The 19174-nt window shown below is 38.2% G+C and carries 15 protein-coding genes; 5 read left to right on the top strand and 10 right to left on the bottom strand.

The features are described from left to right. Position 1: 1 nt before the first annotated feature. From mnmA to ACS604_RS12390, 4 genes are all read left to right on the top strand, one after another. Positions 2–1135, top strand: coding sequence for a tRNA 2-thiouridine(34) synthase MnmA (gene mnmA, locus ACS604_RS12405; protein WP_005307300.1), 1134 nt, complete (start codon positions 2–4; stop codon positions 1133–1135). Between the two features lie 13 nt (positions 1136–1148). Further along, complete coding sequence (hflD, locus tag ACS604_RS12400) at positions 1149–1880, top strand: high frequency lysogenization protein HflD (RefSeq protein WP_004643577.1); 732 nt, start codon at positions 1149–1151, stop codon at positions 1878–1880. Between the two features lie 55 nt (positions 1881–1935). Beyond that, complete coding sequence (purB, locus tag ACS604_RS12395) at positions 1936–3324, top strand: adenylosuccinate lyase (protein ID WP_004790879.1); 1389 nt, start codon at positions 1936–1938, stop codon at positions 3322–3324. An 82-nt stretch (positions 3325–3406) separates the two neighbouring features. Further along, complete coding sequence (locus ACS604_RS12390; RefSeq protein ID WP_174742052.1) at positions 3407–4045, top strand: DUF2238 domain-containing protein; 639 nt, start codon at positions 3407–3409, stop codon at positions 4043–4045. Between the two features lie 40 nt (positions 4046–4085). On the opposite strand, the gene blp2 is transcribed toward ACS604_RS12390, so the two are convergent. The 9 genes from blp2 to ACS604_RS12345 all read right to left on the bottom strand — a co-directional run bounded on the left by blp2 (position 4086) and on the right by ACS604_RS12345 (position 16927). Next, positions 4086–6278 carry an Ig-like repeat protein Blp2 gene (blp2, locus tag ACS604_RS12385; protein WP_474771886.1) on the bottom strand — a complete coding sequence of 731 codons (2193 nt, stop codon included), beginning with the start codon at positions 6276–6278 and terminating at the stop codon, positions 4086–4088. 245 nt (positions 6279–6523) lie between these two features. After that, entirely contained in the window at positions 6524–7141 is a 618-nt protein-coding gene (locus ACS604_RS12380; protein WP_474771885.1) for a cytochrome b/b6 domain-containing protein, read from the bottom strand. A gap of 137 nt (positions 7142–7278) precedes the next feature. Next, positions 7279–8241, bottom strand: a complete 963-nt coding sequence (sohB, locus tag ACS604_RS12375; protein WP_004790871.1) for a protease SohB — start codon at positions 8239–8241, stop codon at positions 7279–7281. Positions 8242–8387: 146 nt separating this feature from the next. After that, positions 8388–9290 carry a phosphate ABC transporter ATP-binding protein PstB gene (pstB, locus tag ACS604_RS12370; RefSeq protein ID WP_004790869.1) on the bottom strand — a complete coding sequence of 301 codons (903 nt, stop codon included), beginning with the start codon at positions 9288–9290 and terminating at the stop codon, positions 8388–8390. A gap of 13 nt (positions 9291–9303) precedes the next feature. After that, positions 9304–10701 carry a phosphate ABC transporter permease PstA gene (gene pstA, locus ACS604_RS12365; RefSeq protein ID WP_353154985.1) on the bottom strand — a complete coding sequence of 466 codons (1398 nt, stop codon included), beginning with the start codon at positions 10699–10701 and terminating at the stop codon, positions 9304–9306. Beyond that, positions 10698–12077, bottom strand: coding sequence for a phosphate ABC transporter permease subunit PstC (pstC, locus tag ACS604_RS12360; RefSeq protein ID WP_004790865.1), 1380 nt, complete (start codon positions 12075–12077; stop codon positions 10698–10700). Before pstC ends, pstA begins: the two co-directional genes overlap by 4 nt. 100 nt (positions 12078–12177) lie before the next feature. Next, positions 12178–13209, bottom strand: coding sequence for a substrate-binding domain-containing protein (locus ACS604_RS12355; RefSeq protein ID WP_474771884.1), 1032 nt, complete (start codon positions 13207–13209; stop codon positions 12178–12180). Positions 13210–13685: 476 nt separating this feature from the next. Next, positions 13686–15065 (bottom strand): amino acid permease, encoded by a 1380-nt coding sequence (locus ACS604_RS12350; protein ID WP_174731415.1) that lies wholly within the window; start codon positions 15063–15065, stop codon positions 13686–13688. A 140-nt stretch (positions 15066–15205) separates the two neighbouring features. Continuing rightward, positions 15206–16927: an alpha-keto acid decarboxylase family protein gene (locus tag ACS604_RS12345; protein WP_174741786.1), complete on the bottom strand. Its 1722-nt coding sequence runs from the start codon at positions 16925–16927 to the stop codon at positions 15206–15208. 134 nt (positions 16928–17061) lie between these two features. Between ACS604_RS12345 and ACS604_RS12340 the strand changes: the two genes are divergently transcribed. Beyond that, on the top strand, positions 17062–17547 hold the full coding sequence (locus ACS604_RS12340) for an Lrp/AsnC family transcriptional regulator (RefSeq protein ID WP_474771883.1): 486 nt from the start codon (positions 17062–17064) through the stop codon (positions 17545–17547). Between the two features lie 70 nt (positions 17548–17617). On the opposite strand, the gene ACS604_RS12335 is transcribed toward ACS604_RS12340, so the two are convergent. Further along, the gene (locus tag ACS604_RS12335) at positions 17618–19048 is read right to left on the bottom strand and encodes an aldehyde dehydrogenase family protein (RefSeq protein WP_474771882.1); all 1431 of its coding nucleotides are present in this window, start codon (positions 19046–19048) and stop codon (positions 17618–17620) included. Positions 19049–19174 lie beyond the last annotated feature (126 nt).

Here is a 19174-nt window from a genome sequence, read left to right as displayed (position 1 = left end):
TATGCAACAACGTGTCATCGTCGGTATGTCTGGTGGTGTAGACTCTTCTGTTTCTGCAGCACTTTTACTTCAACAAGGATATCAAGTTGAAGGTCTTTTCATGAAGAACTGGGAGGAAGACGACGGCACGGAATACTGTACGGCAATGGAAGATTTAGCCGATGCTCAAGCAGTAGCGGATAAAATCGGTATTAAACTCCATACAGCAAACTTTGCTATGGAATATTGGGACCGCGTGTTTGAACTTTTCTTAGCTGAATATGCAGCTGGACGCACCCCAAACCCAGATATTTTATGTAATAAAGAAATTAAATTCCGTGCATTTTTAGATCATGCTATGACTTTAGGTGCAGACTTTATCGCGACTGGTCATTATGCTCGCCGTGGTGAAACTGCATATAACTCGAAAGGCGAAGCCTACGCACCATTATTACGTGGTGTAGACAATAACAAAGACCAAACTTATTTCTTGCATGCTGTTCATGGTAAAGAAATTAACAAAACCCTATTTCCAGTAGGTGAGATTGAAAAACCAGAAGTTCGCAGAATTGCAGAAGAACTTGATCTTGCTACAGCCAAGAAAAAAGACTCTACAGGAATCTGTTTTATTGGCGAACGTCGATTTAATGACTTCCTTAAACAATATTTGCCCGCTCAACCTGGAAAAATTGTACTTGATACAGGTAAAGAAGTTGGTGAACATCACGGTCTGATGTACTATACGCTCGGTCAACGTGGCGGAATTGGTCTAGGTGGTTTGAAAGGTGCAGCGGAAGGTGCATGGTTTGTACTACATAAAGATATTGCCAATAATCGCCTCGTTATTGGTCAGGGACATGAACACCCTCTCATGCAAAGTACACAGCTTTGGAGTGAGTCAATTGACTGGGTGGCGGGTGAACAGAATATTCCTGTTGAAGGTTTACGCTGTACAGCTAAAACACGCTATCGCCAACCTGATCAGGCATGTACAGTTTTTATTGATGAAAATAGTGAACACGGTGTACGAGTTGAGTTTGATGAACCTCAGCGTGCTGTTACACCGGGTCAAAGCGTTGTATTTTATTCAGATGAAGTTTGCTTAGGCGGGGGTGTCATTCACCATACAAATGCCCCTACACCAAATTTTATTTAAGGGAATGAATGACATGGTGGAGTTACCATTTCAACAATCACAAGCCTTGAATGTTCGCCAAAACCGTGCCCTTGCCTTGGCTGGGGTATTTCAGGCTACCCAGCTCACGCACATGACAGCTTTAACTGGTCAGCAGAGTATTGGTGAAAGTGGTAACTTCTATTTTGAGCTGTTAATCAAAGCGAGTTTAAATATTCGCCCTACAGTCAACAATGGTGTTCAAACATTAGATTTTTTTAATCAGTTGGCAGATATTTCTTTAGGGCTTAAGACTCTCGAAAATTGTATTACTCAACCTTTTACAAACATGCCCAAATCCCGCCTTCCGAAGATGGGCACAGCCAAGCTTCCAATGTCATATGCGATGTCCCTTTTGCAATTAGAAAAGAAGGTCTATAGCAACCCTGAATACGTCGCAATCATTGAAAAAGCTCAGCAAAAGATTTTAAAACAGCTTTCTTTTTTTGATAATAACTACTTACACCCAAGCATTTTAGCCAATTTGGCCCAAACTTATGTTGATACTGCTGGGCAGATTAACCCTCGCATTCTCGTTCGTGGTAATGCAGAAGCATTTAAAGATACCAACCATACTAACCGCATCCGTGCTTGTCTGTTTACTGGCTTGCAAATGGCCCATTTATGGCGACAACTCGGTGGTAGTTCGTGGAACATGATTTTTAGCAAACGTAAATTGCTACAGGATATTCAGGCACTTGCTCGTTTACAGTACCAAGTCATCTAAGGCTGTAAAGAGATTATTTTTTGTTTTATGTTTATTCCAACATTAAGGAATCGTTATGAACGCTTTAACCGCACTATCACCATTAGATGGACGTTATGCCAGTAAATGTGATGCGCTACGCCCTTTTCTTTCTGAGTTTGGTTTAATTCATGCTCGTGTCACTGTAGAAGTGCGTTGGTTACAAGCGCTTTCTAACCGTCCAGAAATTGTTGAAGTTGCTCCTTTTTCAAATGAAACAAATGCAGCTTTAGATGCAATTGTTAGCAACTTTTCTGAAGAAGATGCTAACCGCATTAAAGAAATTGAGCGCACAACTAACCATGATGTAAAAGCTGTTGAATATTTCTTAAAAGAGAAAATCGCAGGTATCGCTGAATTACAAAATGCAGGTGAATTCATTCACTTTGCATGTACTTCAGAAGACATCAACAACTTGTCTCATGCACTTATGCTTAAAAACGGCCGCGAAGTTTTAGTATCAAGCATGAAGCAAATTTTAAATGCGATCTCTACTTTAGCAACAGCTCACGCTGAACAACCAATGTTGTCTCGTACACACGGTCAAACTGCAAGCCCAACAACTTTGGGCAAAGAAATGGCGAACGTTGCATACCGTTTAGCTCGCCAAATTAAACAATTTGAAAATGTTGAGCTACTCGGCAAAATCAACGGTGCTGTAGGTAACTACAATGCTCACCTTTCTGCTTACCCAGATGTTGACTGGGCAGCACATGCTCAAGCTTTTGTTGAATCTTTAGGTTTAACGTTCAACCCATACACGACACAAATCGAACCACATGACTACATGGCAGAGTTGTTTGATGCCTTACGTCGCTTTAACACGATTTTAATCGACTTTAACCGTGACGTATGGGGTTACATTTCTTTAGGTTACTTCAAACAAAGATTGAAAGATGGTGAAGTTGGTTCTTCAACTATGCCACACAAAGTTAACCCAATTGACTTTGAAAACTCTGAAGGTAACTTAGGTATTGCAAATGCTGTATTGGCACACTTAGGCGAAAAATTACCAATTTCTCGCTGGCAGCGTGACTTAACTGACTCTACTGTACTTCGTAATATGGGTGTTGGTTTTGCGCAAAGTTTAATTGCTTTTGATGCGTGTTTAAAAGGTGTTGGCAAACTTGAGCTCAATGCAAACCGTTTACTTGAAGATCTTGATCAAGCTCAAGAAGTTTTAGCAGAGCCAATTCAAACTGTTATGCGTCGTTATAACGTTGAAAAGCCATATGAGAAGTTAAAAGCATTAACTCGTGGTCAAGCAATGACTCGCGACATGATGGTTAACTTCGTAAATGGTGATGAACTTTCTCAAGTACCAAGCGAAGAGCGCGCACGTTTAGCTGAACTTACTCCTGCAACTTACACAGGTAATGCAGCTGAACAAGCTAAACAAATTAACGATTTAATTAGCAAAATCTAATTAAAAAGTTCATAAAAAGCGGAGCTTCGGCTTCGCTTTTTTATTACACTAATATAAAGCACAATAAAGTTATATTTCTAAAATGATCGAAAAACAATTCAAACTTAAACACTATATTGCTCTTGGCCTTATTTTTATTGCCATTATATTGTCTGGGATCCAGCCCCTTGAATTTGAAGCCTATTTACTTCATCAAGCAGGCACTGTTTTTATGTTGATTTTGCTTTTTATTATTTTTAAAAAGATTGGCCTCGATTTTTTAAGTTTTACTTTTTATTTAGTGTTCTTGTTGATCCATATTATCGGTGCGCACTATTTGTATTCATATGTTCCTTACAATGATTGGATTCAACATATATTCCATTTCAATCTAGATCAATACATGGGATGGTCCCGTAACATGTATGATCGTTTAGTTCATCTTGCCTATGGTGTTTTGCTCTACCCTCTTATTTATAGAGTTTTTCAAGTTTGGTTACCTACAGCACGGCCTTTTACTCTGTTTTTACTTGTGGTCCAATTCGTCATGGCATCTAGCGTTTTTTATGAACTCATTGAATGGGCAATTGCAATTGGCTTATCGCCAGAGCAAGCCGAAAATTATAATGGGCAACAAGGTGACATGTGGGATGCCCATAAAGATATGTTGTTAGCAACGATTGGTGCAATTCTCTATGGACTGGCGGCTCTTATAAAAATACCTAAAATAAATAATTCATAAATAAAAAAGCGCTCAATGAGCGCTTTTTTTTAAGAGTTCTTTAAACGACTGAATAAGTTTGATCTAACAGAGTTGATAAAGCCGAAGAAGTCGTATTTGGTAGAAGCTGTTCTAGATTAGTTGTGGCATCACTCGCTGTATTATTTACTTCGCTCTGCTCATTCACTACAGGCTTAGAATCTGTTGCAGATAAAATTTTTGCGATTGGATCAGAAGCATCCGTTGAAGAACTTTTTAATAAATCATCTAATGACACAGATTTTTGCTGCTGACTAGTCGTTTCATTGGTTGTAGTTTGCGCTAACTTTAATGTATTTAACCCGACACTATCCACCATAGAAGGGACAACTTCATTTACATCACTACTGACAACTTCACTCGTACTCGCCACTTTTGGCGCAACGACATAGAAGGTAAATGATGCACTCTCTTCACTGGGAAGACCTGCTGCATCCTTTTGAATTAAAGTAATTGTATGTTTTCCAACAGCTAAATTTTTATCAAGTGTAAATGACCAATAGCTATTTCCATCTACTTGACCAACTTTAACAACCGAAATTGCGACTCCATTATCATAAATAGTTAAGGTCGCATTGGCTTCAACTTTAACAGTAAATTTTGGAGTCGAATCATCAGTTTCTGAGTTAGGAGTAATTTGTTTTACAGTAGTACCATTATCATTTTCTAATTTATTAAAAACTGGTTTATCAGGAGGTGTTGTATCCTTTGTACCAATAATATCAAGCACCTCAGATTTATTTCCTGCACTATCAATCGCCGAAACTGAAGCATGTTTGTTATCAGTTAAAGCAGGCGAAATCGTAATTGTAAATTTACCATTCGCATCTGCTGTACCAGTACCAATAACCTTATCTGCTGAGTTTTTGATTTCTATTTTTGAATTGGCTTCAGCTGTACCAGTAACTGAAGTTCCTTCTGCATTCACTTGAGCTGTAGGTTTATCTGGCGCTATGGTGTCATAGCCAGATTTAATTTCTAAAGGCTTAGAGGTATTACCCGCCGCATCTTCAACAATGACTGTCGCCTTTTGTGATTCTTTTAATGCTGGAGAAAGCGTAATTTGAAATTCACCTTCTGCATTTGCCGTACCCGTTCCAATCACTTTGCCATTAGCATCTTTAATTTGTACTTTGGTATTAGCCTCTGCGATTCCTTCAACTACTGTTCCTTCTTTATTCACTTCAACTAAAGGAATATCTGGAGCGAAAGTGTCCTTTCCAGCAATGATTTTAGTTGGCTCAGATTCATTTCCAGCTTTATCTACAGCAACCACTTTACCACCCGCTTCACTGGTCAAAGGCGGAGTAAATTTGTAAGAAAACTTCCCATCTGAATTTGCTTTTGTAGTATCTATGAATTTACCACTGGCATCATAAATGAAAACCATTGCATCTGGTTCAGTCTTACCATCCAAGATCGAACCATCTTCACTTAACTGAGCTTGTGGTGCATCTGGAGCAATTGTATCTTTTGTACCTGTAATAGCAGCACCAGTAGATTCTTTACCACCTCCATTTTGAGCAAAGACATTTAATTTATTTCCATCTGTCAAGGGTTTATCAAGCTTAATCGTAAAATTACCACTTGCATCTGTGTTACCAGAAGCAACCACATTTCCATTTAAATCTTTAATATAAATTTTGGCATTAGCTTCTGCCTTACCAGTGACGGTAACAGCATCATCTGCAAGTTTGAGTTCTGTTGGTTTCGCAGTGTTTGGGACATCAACAGGTGAATCATCTTTGTCATCTTTATCAAAAGCCCACAAATATAAACCTTCAGCGGCTAAAACTGCTAAGCCTGCTTTTAGGACATTACCCATCGAAAAACTTGGATCATTATCAACTGCCATTGTTGAAGCTGGTTGACTAGTACTTGTATAGGCTAAATCTGTGACATGGTTTAAACCTGTATAGTCGATCACCTTACCTTGTGCGTCGAATTGGGCTTCAACAAATTTTCCGTGTTCAGTCGGAAAAACAAGTGAATGGTCTGTTGTATTTGTTGCTTCATTAAAGAAATTTTCTAAAACAAGGGTTTCACCATTTTTTAAATGGATAATAAGACTTCCACCTTGCTTTTCCATCGATGTTATATCTTTTTGACTTACACCAATTTGAATGATTGCTGGTTGGTTTAAAACCACTTTATTGAGCTGACCATCTTGTAGAACGTCCAAACCCTCTTTGGATGCCACAATTATTCTTGTCATTATTTCCTATCCTGAATTTCAGTTATATTTTTAAATGTCTAACTTTTTAAATGATTCATCTAAAAGCTATTTTATTGCTGTTTAAAATATCAAAACCATGTGTTTATCACAATTCAAAAAGCATATTTATCAATAATTATTTTTGACTTTTAATTAAAATATCCATTCCTCATAAAACTCATATCAACCTTAAATTTCATCCTGTTCGATTATTTACTAAATCTCTCATATATTAATTCCATCATTTACATTCGTAAGTAAAAGAAGCTAAAGGTGCCTATCAGAATCAAAAGACATAAAGCAGCAAATTTAGTTATTTTCGCATCTGATAAGGTCATTTTTAGCATACTCCAGCCCTGAAAACGTTTTGCAAAAATACTATTTAGAATAAGAGTTGAAACATGCAACAAAACCAAAGCTAAAAACAAGTTTGCAAAAAATTCGTGTAGGTCTTTCAAAGAAAAATTAACATGTTCAGTTGCATACCCTAGCCCCACCACAATTGGAATCACGAGAAATATAAGTGCAATTGAAGCTTGAAAAAGTCCAATACTGATTAAATGAATTGAATTTTTAGAAAAAATACTCTTAAGGTTTGAATGACTTAAGGATTTTTTGATCGCATTTATTGCTATGTTACTTCGCTTTTTAATACCGAATGGTGTTGTACCTGAAATACGTGGACTCAAAAAATGCCAGATCACTCTCACGGTAATACTAATAAGAAGTACGTAACCAAACATCATATGGACTTGGTGCAGATCTTCTTTATCTCCTGTGAAGTAAGCACCAATAAAACCAAGCATAATAATGATATGTAAAATACGTATGAGAATATCAATGTGTGACCATATTTTTGACATCACAAAAACTCAGAAGTGAAAGATTAACTATAACTCTGACAATTGAAACTTAAACAAATATTAATCAAATTTCTTTCATCACTCACATAAAAAAAGAGCACCTATGCAGGCACTCTCTTTTTCAAAATTTAGCTTAATTAAAATCTAGTATCACGCATTTGCACTAAGGTTGAATTGGCTTTGGCCAACGTGTCTGCAACTTTATTCATTACAGCCGGAATCAAGCTATCTGCCATTTGAGCCGCTTGCAAACCTAACTTTTCACCTAATGTTGCTTTCTTACGCGTATTAATCACATAAACATCATGCTGTGGTAATAACGCTAATAGATACTCATCAGATGTTTGTAATTTATCAACAAGATTTAAATCTAGCGCATCTTCACCATACCAATGCTCACCTGTAGCGACTTTATCAACATTAAGTTGTGGACGGTACTTCTCTACAAAATGTTTAAATAACACATGAGTTTGTTGAAGCTCTTCTTCGAACTTCGCTTTACCTTCAGGGGTATTTTCACCAAACATCGTGACAGTACGCTTATATTGCCCTGCTGTGTAAAGCTCGAAATCCACATTGTGTTGTTTTAAAAGACGGTTAAAGTTTGGAACTTGAGCAACCACACCAATTGAACCAACAATAGCAAACGGCGCTGCAATAATTTCATTTGCAATACATGCCATCATATAGCCCCCACTTGCTGCTACTTTGTCTACGCAAATCGTCAAATGGAAGCCTGCATCACGCAAGCGCACCAATTGAGCTGCTGCTAGACCATAACCATGTACCATGCCTCCTGGGCTTTCAAGGCGAACCACAACACGGTCACGGCCTGCTTTAGCAGTTGCTAAAATGAGGGTAATTTCTTCTCGCAAGTTTTCAACTGCTGAGGCTTGGATATCACCCTTAAAATCTAAAACAAAGATTTTTTGATTATTTTTACGGCGAATTTTAGCTTCTTTAGCAAGTTGTTGAGCCAATTGTAAAAGTTCTAAACGACTTGCAGTTGTTTGTGCAATTTTTTTTCTCTGTTCATTTACACGTGCATTTAAATGACTAACACGTATTTCTGCAGGGAGTTTAGGCAAATGGAATAACATAAAATTCTAAGCTCATAAGTTATCTTTTATAGCCTTAAGATGTGGTCCTTTTGATTAAAATTCAATAGCGTTTTTGCAAAATAGAGTCATTTTCATTTATAAAATAAAAAAAGAGCACATGGCTCTTTTTTTATATGGATGACTAATTAACCGAATCGTCCAGTAATATAAGCTTCTGTTAACTGATGGTCAGGTTGAGTAAAGACTTTTTCAGTTGAGTTAACTTCAATCAAATCACCTAAATGGAAATAAGCAGTACGATCTGAAACACGTGCCGCTTGTTGCATTGAGTGAGTCACAATTACAATTGTATATTGCTCTGATAGATCAGAAATTAATTCTTCGATTTTTGCTGTTGCGATTGGGTCAAGTGCAGAACATGGCTCATCCATCAAAATCACTTCAGGACTTACTGCAATTGTACGAGCAATACATAAACGTTGTTGCTGACCACCTGATAAACCAGTACCTGGTTGATTCAAACGATCTTTCACTTCTTCCCATAAACCCGCTTTACGCAAGCTATTTTCAACAATTTCTTCAAGATCATATTTATCGCGCGCGAGACCATGAAGTTTAGGGCCGTAAGCTACGTTATCAAAAATAGTTTTAGGGAACGGGTTTGGCTTTTGGAATACCATACCAACCTGAGCACGTAACAATACGACATCAAGGTTTGGATCATAAATATTGTGGTTATCGAGTGTAATTTTACCTGTCACACGGCAACCATCAATGGTGTCATTCATACGATTTATCGTACGAAGAAAGGTAGATTTACCACAACCTGACGGTCCAATAAAAGCAATAACTTCGTTTTTGTAAATATCGAGGTCAATACCTTTAATCGCTTCAAAATCACCATAATAAACATGGGCATCTTGTGCACTAATTTTGATTTCGGTTGAGTTCTGCTTTTTTGAAGTTTGTGGTTCAAAATGCGAAACATACGAAGTGCCATGATTCTGCGATTTATCTGTAAATTGAGATTGTTCAGTGTTCACTAACTTATCCTTTTCTAAGGAATTCGTAATATCAATAGTATTCATTATTTATCCTCTATTACCAACGCACTTCGAACTTTTTACGTAACCAAATTGCAAGACTGTTTAAACCAATCATTAATGCAAGTAGTACGATAATCGCAGCGGCAGTACGGCCTTCGAAGAAGTTACGCAACTCATTACCTTGCCATAAGTAAACCTGAACAGGTAATGCAGTTGATTGATCAAATGGTGTTGTTGGAATACTTGCAACGAATGCACTCATTCCAATTAAAAGTAAAGGTGCCGTTTCACCAAGCGCATGAGCAACACCAATAATTGAGCCGGTCATAATGCCTGGTAAAGCTAATGGTAAAACATGGTGGAAAATAGTCTGGAATTTAGAAGCTCCCAAACCAAGTGCGGCTTGTCGAATAGAAGGTGGCACTGCTTTTAATGAAGCACGTGTCGTAATAATGACTGTTGGTAATGTCATCAAACTTAAAACTAAACCACCGACTAACGGAGCAGATAAGGGTAAATGCATCCAGCCAATAAAAATTGCCGCACCGAGTAAACCAAACACAATTGAAGGAACAGCAGCAAGGTTATTGATGTTAACTTCAATAATGTCTGTGACAATATTCTTTGGAGCAAATTCTTCAAGATAGATTGCGCTAGCAACACCAATTGGAATCGCAATAATGATCACAATCAGCATCATGAATAATGAACCCATAAATGCGCCAGCAAGACCACTAATTGCTGGTGAACTACGAGAGTCCGGATTTTTAAACAAGTTCAAATTGAACGTATTTTCAAGAACACCTTTTGCTTTTAGTTCATCTGCAAGTTTACGTACTTCTGGTTCAAGTTGTTGCTGATCATCTGGCAATGAACGGTCAATATTACCTTTTAACCAGACATCCACATTGGCATCACCCAAGAAATTAATATTTTCTTTTTTACCAATGAGTGATGGGTCTGCAAAAACCATGTCACGTAAACGATAAGCCTCTGAACTTGCATAAAGACTACTTAAGTAATCACGCTCACTAGCAAGTGCAGGATCTTTGGCAATCATTCCATTTACAATAATGCCATCCCAATCCACCATACCCATTTTGGTTTGCCAATCGACATAACGCTCTTGGTAATGAGCAGGTGTTTCACCTTGAGTACGTACAGGTACTGGACCTGCATCAATGACTTTCGGATCGAAGTAAATTGGAACATTCATGCTCGTTTGCCAAAAAGCAGGTAAACCTTTTGCCAAAATACTGCTAAACAACAGCGCAACGAATGCAAGACCAATGACGACTGCCGATAATCCAGCATAACGAAAAGCTTTTTCTTTACGATGACGTTTAGCCAAAGATTTTTGGATGACCTGTTTACGTCGTTCACGTGATTCAGCAGCAGCTTTTGGATCAAATACGTTCTGATCCATAGGAGACGATGTATTTGATGTACTCATTCGTATTGCTCACGGTATTTACGCACAATGTACAGTGCAACAATGTTTAAACATAAGGTAATCACAAAGAGTGTTAGACCTAACGCGAATGCAACCAAAGCTTGTGGGCTGGCAAAGTCAGTATCACCAGTTAACTGTTTTACGATCGTAACGGTCACTGTCGAAACAGCTTCAAATGGATTTGCATGTAAAAGTGGACTGTTCCCTGCTGCCAAAACCACAATCATGGTTTCCCCTACGGCACGAGAGACAGCTAATAAAAAGGCACCAGTAATACCCGGTAAAGCAGCAGGTAAAACGACTTGACGAATTGTTTCAGACTTCGTTGCTCCAAGTCCTAAAGAACCGTCACGCATTGCACGAGGTACTTGGGTAATAATGTCGTCTGATAAAGAAGAAACAAACGGAATAATCATAATCCCCATCACGAAACCAGCAGTTAAAGCACTGGTCGCGTTAATTTCAAGACCAACGTAAGCACCAGCTGTCTTGAAAAATGGTCCAATAATCATCATGGCAAAAACACCATAAACAATTGTTGGAATACCCGCTAAAACTTCAATTGTTGGTTTTGCCCACGAGCGTAACCAAGGAGAAGCATATTCAGCTAAATAAATGGCAATCATTAATCCAATGGGTACGGCTACTAATAAAGCAATGCCGCTGACCATGAGTGTGCCCCAGAGTAATGGCAATAAACCATAACTACCTTCAGCATTACCCGAAGTACTAAAGCCGGGGTTCCACTCTGTCCCGAAGAAGAAATCAAGCGGGCTTACAAAACGGAAGAAGTGCATTGCTTCACCAAACATCGACATCACAATACCGATGGTTGTTAAAATCGCAACACCAGAACATAAAATCAAAGCAACATTAATCGCACGTTCAACTTGATTACGCGCACGATATTGTTGATTAATCTTTTTCTTTGCCCACACTAAACCTAATAAAGCTGCACAGACTACAACAGCAAATTTGGCAAAAGAGCCAATGGTTTGAAATTTTGCAAACTGTTGTGCAGCAGCTAATTCATAAGCTGCCGGCTTATCACTTACTCCAAAACCTGAAGCAATCGCTTGAACACGATCAATCAAGACACTTCTGCCAGCTTCATCAAGTGATGCACTTACAGATGCAGGAATATTATTAAAGATAATGTGATTTAAAATACTTGGTTCAACCAAGCTCCAAATGATCAAAATTAAAAAAGCAGGGATACCGCACCAAAGACCAACCAGTGCACCATAATAACCAGGACGAGAATGTAATGTCGCCGAGTTGCTTCCCTTACCTGCTAGGCTACGGCTCTTTCTCAGCCCAAGTTGATATGCGATTGCCACAAGGGCTAACAACACACCGATAAGTAGCAGATTCATGTACTCTCCACTGTTTTCTCAATTGTCATAATTTGGAAAAAACAAGTTAGACAAAAAGGCTGATGAACTCTCAAGATCACCAGCCTTCATTCAAACTAACTTATTTAACAGTTTTACCTGCTTTAAAGTCAGCCAAAACTTTTGCACGTTCAGCATCAGACATTGCGATTAAGCCATCACGTTCAGCTTTAGAACCTTTACCTGTTGCTTTTTTGCTTACGAAATATTCTACATATTGCGGTAAGCCTTTAACTGATTTTAAATGTTCGCCTTTCACGTAGAAGAACAATGGACGAGACACAGGATATGTACCGTTCAATACAGTTTTCTCAGATGGAACAACGTTATTTACTGTTGCTACACGTAACTTGTCACGGTTCATATCATAGAAACTTAAACCAAACACGCCTACTGCACTTGGAGAAGTCTTTAAGCGAGCTAGAGTTTCTGTATAGTCACCAGCAATTTCAATTACACGGCCATCTTTACGGAAAGTAGAACATGCTTTCTTCTGAGCATCTTTATCTAAGTTCTTGAAGTATTCATATGATTCACAACCAGCATCAACCATTTTCTCTTGGAAAACTTCACGAGTACCGTGGTTAGATGCAGGGATTACAAGTGTAATTGGTTCATTTGGAAGTGATTTGTCAATCTGGTTCCAGTTTGTATATGGGTTTGGAACCAACTTACCTTTTGAAGGTAACTGTGCAGCTAAAGCAGCAAATACATGGTAAGGTTTTAATTTATAAGCTGCTTTGTGTGAGTTAGACGCAAATACGATACCGTCGTAACCAATTTTAATTTCTTGAATTTGTTTTACACCAGCTTTGTTACAAGCTTCAATTTCAGTGCTTTTAATTTTACGAGAAGCGTTAGCAACGTCGATTGTGTTATCGCCAACACCTTGACAGAATTGTTTCAAACCAGCAGAAGAACCGCCAGAACCAACTACAGGAGTTTTAAATTGAGGAAATGTATTACCGAACTCTTCAGCTACAACGCTGGCAAATGGTAGTACAGTTGAAGAACCAGCAATTTGAATCGTATCACGAGCTGCATTTGCAGTCGTTGTTACAGTTGCCCCAGTTACTGCTAACGCAATTGCGATTTGACGTGGATTTAAGCGCATTCTGTTCTCTCTCATTAATGCAATAGGTTGTACGTCACTTTTTGTTGAGTGCTTGTACGCTCTTCGATAGCTGCATTGTGAATAGAAAATATGACAATTAAGTTACAGTATGATGACGCTTTAATGATTTCGATATTGTTAATTGTCACATTATTATTTTTTATCTGTTATCAAATATTTAATTCAACTTGAGCGGATATTTTACTCTGTATATTAGTCTCTATTATGACACTGATTAAAAATATAGATTTTAAGTCTTCATAAAATATAAAAACAAAAGATATTATAATTATTTTAAAAATCGATAATTTAACTGTATTTTTACTTTTACTATTAAAAATAATTTTATTACTAAAATTCTGATCAAAAATTACGGTAGATAATAATTTATTTGTAACATGAAAATAATATGACAAAAGATAAAGGGTTACCTACCGTGTGTAAGGTAACCGCAATATCATTGTAAATTTACTGGATTAATTCGATTGCACTTCTGGCATTGCGATCATTTTTCTGCGGTATTTTAAAAAATACATCAGTGCTAAAACAGCAAGCCAAATTGGGCCTAAAATAACGGCCAATCTCATATCTGGCGTCATTGCCATAATAATAAGAATAAAGCATACAAAGCTAATGGTTAAATAATTACTCCATGGACTCATAATGCTTTGAAATTTGGTTTGACGTTTTTGCAATTTCATTGCTTTGGTAAATTTCAAATGTGTGACTGAAATCATAAGCCAGTTAATGACAAGTGCAGCCACAACCAACATCATAAAGAGTTGAAAGGCTTGTCCAGGAATTAGGTAATTTACGACCACACATATTGCTGTGATTGATGCAGAAACAACCGCTGCTGGAACTGGAATACCACGGCTATTTACTTTTTTCAAAATTGCCGGAGCATTGCCCTGCTCTGCTAAGCCATGCAGCATACGGCTATTACAATAGATACAGCTGTTATAAACTGAAATAGCAGCAATCAAGACCACAAAGTTCAAGACATTCGCAACACCATTACTGTTTAATGACTGGAAAATCATAACAAATGGGCTACCACCTTCTGCCACCATATTCCAAGGGTAAAGGCACAGCAAGATCCCAATAGCACCGATATAAAAAATTAAAATACGATAAACAATTTGGTTTACTGCTTTAGGAATAGTAGTTTCAGGTTTTTTCGTTTCAGCAGCAGCAATACCAATAAGTTCTAGACCACCAAATGCAAACATAATAACAGCTAAAGCCATGACAAAACCGTGAATCCCGTGCGGGAAGAAACCACCGTGTTGCCATAAATTTGCAATACCTGCTTGCGGACCAGCAGAACCTGTAAATAAGAGATAAGTACCAAAACCAATCATGCTTAAAATTGCAACAATCTTAATGCAGGAAAATAAGAATTCGGATTCCCCAAAAAAGCGGACATTCACTAAGTTAATGCCGTTAATTAAAATAAAGAAAAATAAAGCAGTCAGCCATGTCGGAATTTCAGGCCACCAAAACTGAATGAAGGTTCCAATTGCACTGAGTTCAGCCATGCTTACCAGCACATACAACACCCAGTAATTCCAGCCAGACATAAAACCAGCCATTTTGCCCCAATACTTGTTCGCAAAATAACTAAAAGAACCACTTACTGGTTCCTCAACAACCATTTCACCTAAATGACGCATAATTAAGAAAGCGATAATTCCAGCAATCGCATATCCTAATAAAATTGAAGGACCTGCCAGTTTAATCGTTTGAGAAAGACCTAAGAATAACCCTGTTCCGATCGCACCTCCTAGCGCGATGAGTTGAATATGCCGATTGGATAAGCCTTGTTTTAACTCGTGCTTATTGTTTGCATCCATAACATTATCTCCAATGTTGGTGTCACTTCCTGTACACCTTTATTCAGCACCATATCCGAAGGCCAGAAACCGACCTTCGGAAATACGTTTGCTTTAATATGAGTCCATTTAATTTTAAGAAGACTTGTCCTATCTTCTATTTAAAACGAGCTTGCATCCTTACATTTAATAGGCTGGGAACGCTCCTTTAAAATTTCGTAGCCACGATCGCCGTAATCAAAACGCGCGATGACTGAAGCAAATTTTTTCAAACTTACTGGTGCATCCATTGCTGGTAGTTTTAATTCAATAAAAGTTAACTGATCATTTAAATGAACATTGTCTAAAACACTTCTAAGCTGTCCGGCAGTTTCAACCACATAAGTGGTATGGCCTTTTTTACCGTTAAATACAGCTGGAATTTCAGTATATTTCCAGTTTTGCACGTCGTTATAAGCTGCGTTTTCACCCATAATTAAGCGCTCAATCGTGTAGCCGCCATTGTTCAGCAAGAAAATAATAGGTTTTAAACCGTGACGGATAATTGTAGAAAGCTCTTGTACCGTAAGCTGGAAAGAACCATCGCCAATAAACAAAATTTGACGGCGTTCAGGAGCTGCCAATAAGCTACCAAGTAAAGCTGGCAAGGTATAACCGATTGAACCCCAAAGCGGCTGAGCAATATATTTAGCTGTAGCAGGAAGTTTTAAACCAGACAAAGCTGAGTTTGAAGTTCCTACTTCACCAACAATCACATCGTCTTCTTTTAAGAAACCTGAAATGTAGTTCCAAAGCACATCTTGGTTTAGCTTTTGTTGGGCTGGAGCTTCAATTACTTTCTGTGGCTGTTTTTCAAGAAGAGGCATTGATGATTTACGTGGTGCAACTTTTTTATTTAGCTCAACAAGTAACTGTCCAATTTCAATACCCGGAAAATCCTGACCGAAAATGTTCAGACCATAAGATTTAATTTCGATGTAATTCTTGGTCTCAATTTGATGAGTAAATACGGCTGAACCAACATCTGTAAAACGTGCACCAATACCAATTAGGCAGTCAGATTGCTCAATAATATTTTTCACATGCGGTTGGCTTGCCCCACCTACATACGTTCCGATATAACGAGGCGAGCCTTCATCCATAATATTTTTTGCAGTATTCATGCCCGCAAATGGAATTGAGCATTTTTGAGATAAATCATTTAAAAGCGAAGTTACACCAAAAACTGAAGCTTCATTATCAATAAGAAGTGCTGGACTTTTTGCATTGTTCAAAATGTCACAAAGTTTGCTTACCACACTTTGCAATAAGTCTGGTTCAACAGATGGATAACTTAAATCAAGTGGGCGGTCAGTAACTTCAATTTTAACGTGAGTAATATCTCCCGCTAACTGGATGTGCACAGGACGGCGTTCAAGGAAACACTGACGTAATACACGATCAATTTCAAAAGCTGCATTTGCAGGAGTTAAACGTGTTTGAGCAACTGTGAACTCTTTCATACAGTTCATAATATTGTCGTAGTTACCATCGACAAGCGTATGGTGAATTAAAGTACCCTTTTGAACTGCATGTAAAGGCGGAATACCAGAGATATGAATAAGAGGTACATTTTCTGCATATGCACCCGCAATGCCATTAATCGCGCTTAAATCACCTACACCATAAGTGGTTGCTAAGGCAGAAAAACCGTTAATTCGTGCATAACCATCTGCTGCATAGGCAGCATTTAATTCATTACAATTTCCGATAAATTCGAGTTCTGGATCTGCTTCAACTTGTTCTAGATATGAAAGGTTAAAATCACCAGGTACACCAAAAAGATGTTGGATACCCATTTGTTTTAAACGAAGATTTAAAAAGTCACCGATTTCTATGAACATTGCTCTATATCCTTTGAGACCAATTTTTATTCCATAGAAAAATAATATTTCATCTACCTTTTAGATTTCGTGCATAATGAAAACGCATTTCAATAAAAATACATGATTTGTGTATCATAAAAGGATTTTATGCAATGGATAAGTTCGACTGGCAAATCATTCAGGCACTACAAAAGAATGGACGGCTCACCAATCAGGAAGTTGGAGATTTAATCGGTTTATCTGCTTCTCAATGTTCTAGAAGAAGACAGCTACTTGAGCAAAAAGGCATAATTTTGGGTTACACCGCCCGCATCCAGCAACAAGCGCTAGGGCTGGAAGTCACAGCGATGATTCACATTAATTTAAGAACACATGAGGCAAAATCTCAGCAAGCATTTCAGGAACTCATTGAAGCGGAAGATAACATTCAAGATGCATTTTCAATTAGTGGCGATGCGGATTTTATTTTAAAAGTCGTTGCTGAAAACTTAGAACAGCTCTCTCAATTTGTGACTGAAAGATTACTTTCTTATAATTTTATAGGTCATATAAAGTCTTACATTGTTCTAAAAAAAATTAAAGAACAGAATCATTTTTTAATCAAGCCTAAAAGCATGAGCTATCATCACTCCCAATAAACAGCTCAGCTTTTCACTCATAAAAGTGAAGATAAAAAGGCGGATCTATCATCCGCCTTAAAATTAATATTTAGACTTTACTAATATGAACTGTTTGCCCGATCGTATTTTCAAGTAAACCTTCTAAACCAAACTCAGCTCCTAAGCCTGACATTTTCCAGCCACCAAAAGGTGCATGAGGAAGAACTTCTGCATGGGTATTAATCCAAACAGTACCGCATTGAAGCTGACTAGCGTAAGTCTGTGCTGCTTTAATATCTGACGACCAGATTGAACCACCTAAACCAAACTCGCTGTCATTGGCACGGGCAATTGCATCGTTAATATCTGTATATTTTAAAACAGGTAACACAGGACCAAACTGTTCTTCTTGCACCACACGGCAAGAGTCAGAAACTTCAGTCAAAATAGTGGGTGCAATAAAGTAACCTTGCTCTGGTAACTGCTGTTGACCAGAAAGTGCTTTTGCACCTTGTTCAATGGCTTCAGCAATAAGGGCTTTCACTTTGTTATATTGCATTTGGTTTTGCACTGGACCAAATGTTGTAGAAGATTCCATTCCATCACCTACAACTTGAGCGTTGGCAATGTCAGCTAACTTCTGAGATAAAGCTTCATATTGGCTTTCATGCACGTATAGGCGCTTTAAGGCGGCGCATGTTTGGCCTGCATTTAAGAATGCCATATTAAAAATCTTAGCTGCAATTTCATCGATATTTGCATCTGGTAATACAATACCAGCGTCATTACCACCAAGCTCCAAAGTTAGGTGTTTTAACTGTTGAGCTGCACCAGCCATAATGTGCTGACCTGTTCGAGTTGACCCCGTAAACACAACTTTTTGTACATCTGGATGAGAAGATAATGCTTCACCAATCTCACCAGCACCGACCACAATTGAGATCACGCCTGCTGGAACTTCTTGCTGAATGATTTCACATAAACGCAAAGTTGAGAGTGGCGTGTATTCAGAAGGTTTGCTAATGACCACGTTACCCGCACGCAATGCAGGCATGATATGCCAAACCGCAATCATCAGTGGCCAGTTCCAAGGAGTAATTGAAGCTACCACTCCTAATGGTTGGCGATGGCGTTCAATGCGCTTGGTTTCACTGTCTTCGATCACTTCAACAGGTAAATCCATAGCAGCCGCGTAACGCGTCCAGCCAATTGCGCCCTGCACTTCCATTTGTGCAAGTGCGAGTGGCTTACCTTGCTCAAGTACAACCAACTCTGCAAGCATTTCAGCGTGTTTTTCAATACCATCTGCAACTTTATTTAAGATTGACTTGCGCTCTTCGTGTGAAACTTGTTGCCAAGCTTTAGATGCTTGTTTAGCTGCACTTACTGCTTGATTTACTTGCTCAACCGATGCTTTTGCACAGCGTGCTGCAGTTAGACCTGTAGCAGGGTTAATAACTTCTAGTTCACCCTGTTCACCTGAACAAGATTGACCGTTAATAATTAGTTTAAATTCATTAAGCACATTAACTTGTTGCATTTCTTCTTCCTTGTCTTAATTGTAATTACAGCCACTTACTTTTTTCAGTTAAAACGGGATGATTTCAAGTAAGTACGATATTGATATATCAATGTGACCAAAAATATTGGGGACATACCAATACAA

This window comes from Acinetobacter sp. Li1LvA2, assembly GCF_056156705.1.
This window is presented reverse-complemented; position numbering and strand designations above follow the sequence as displayed.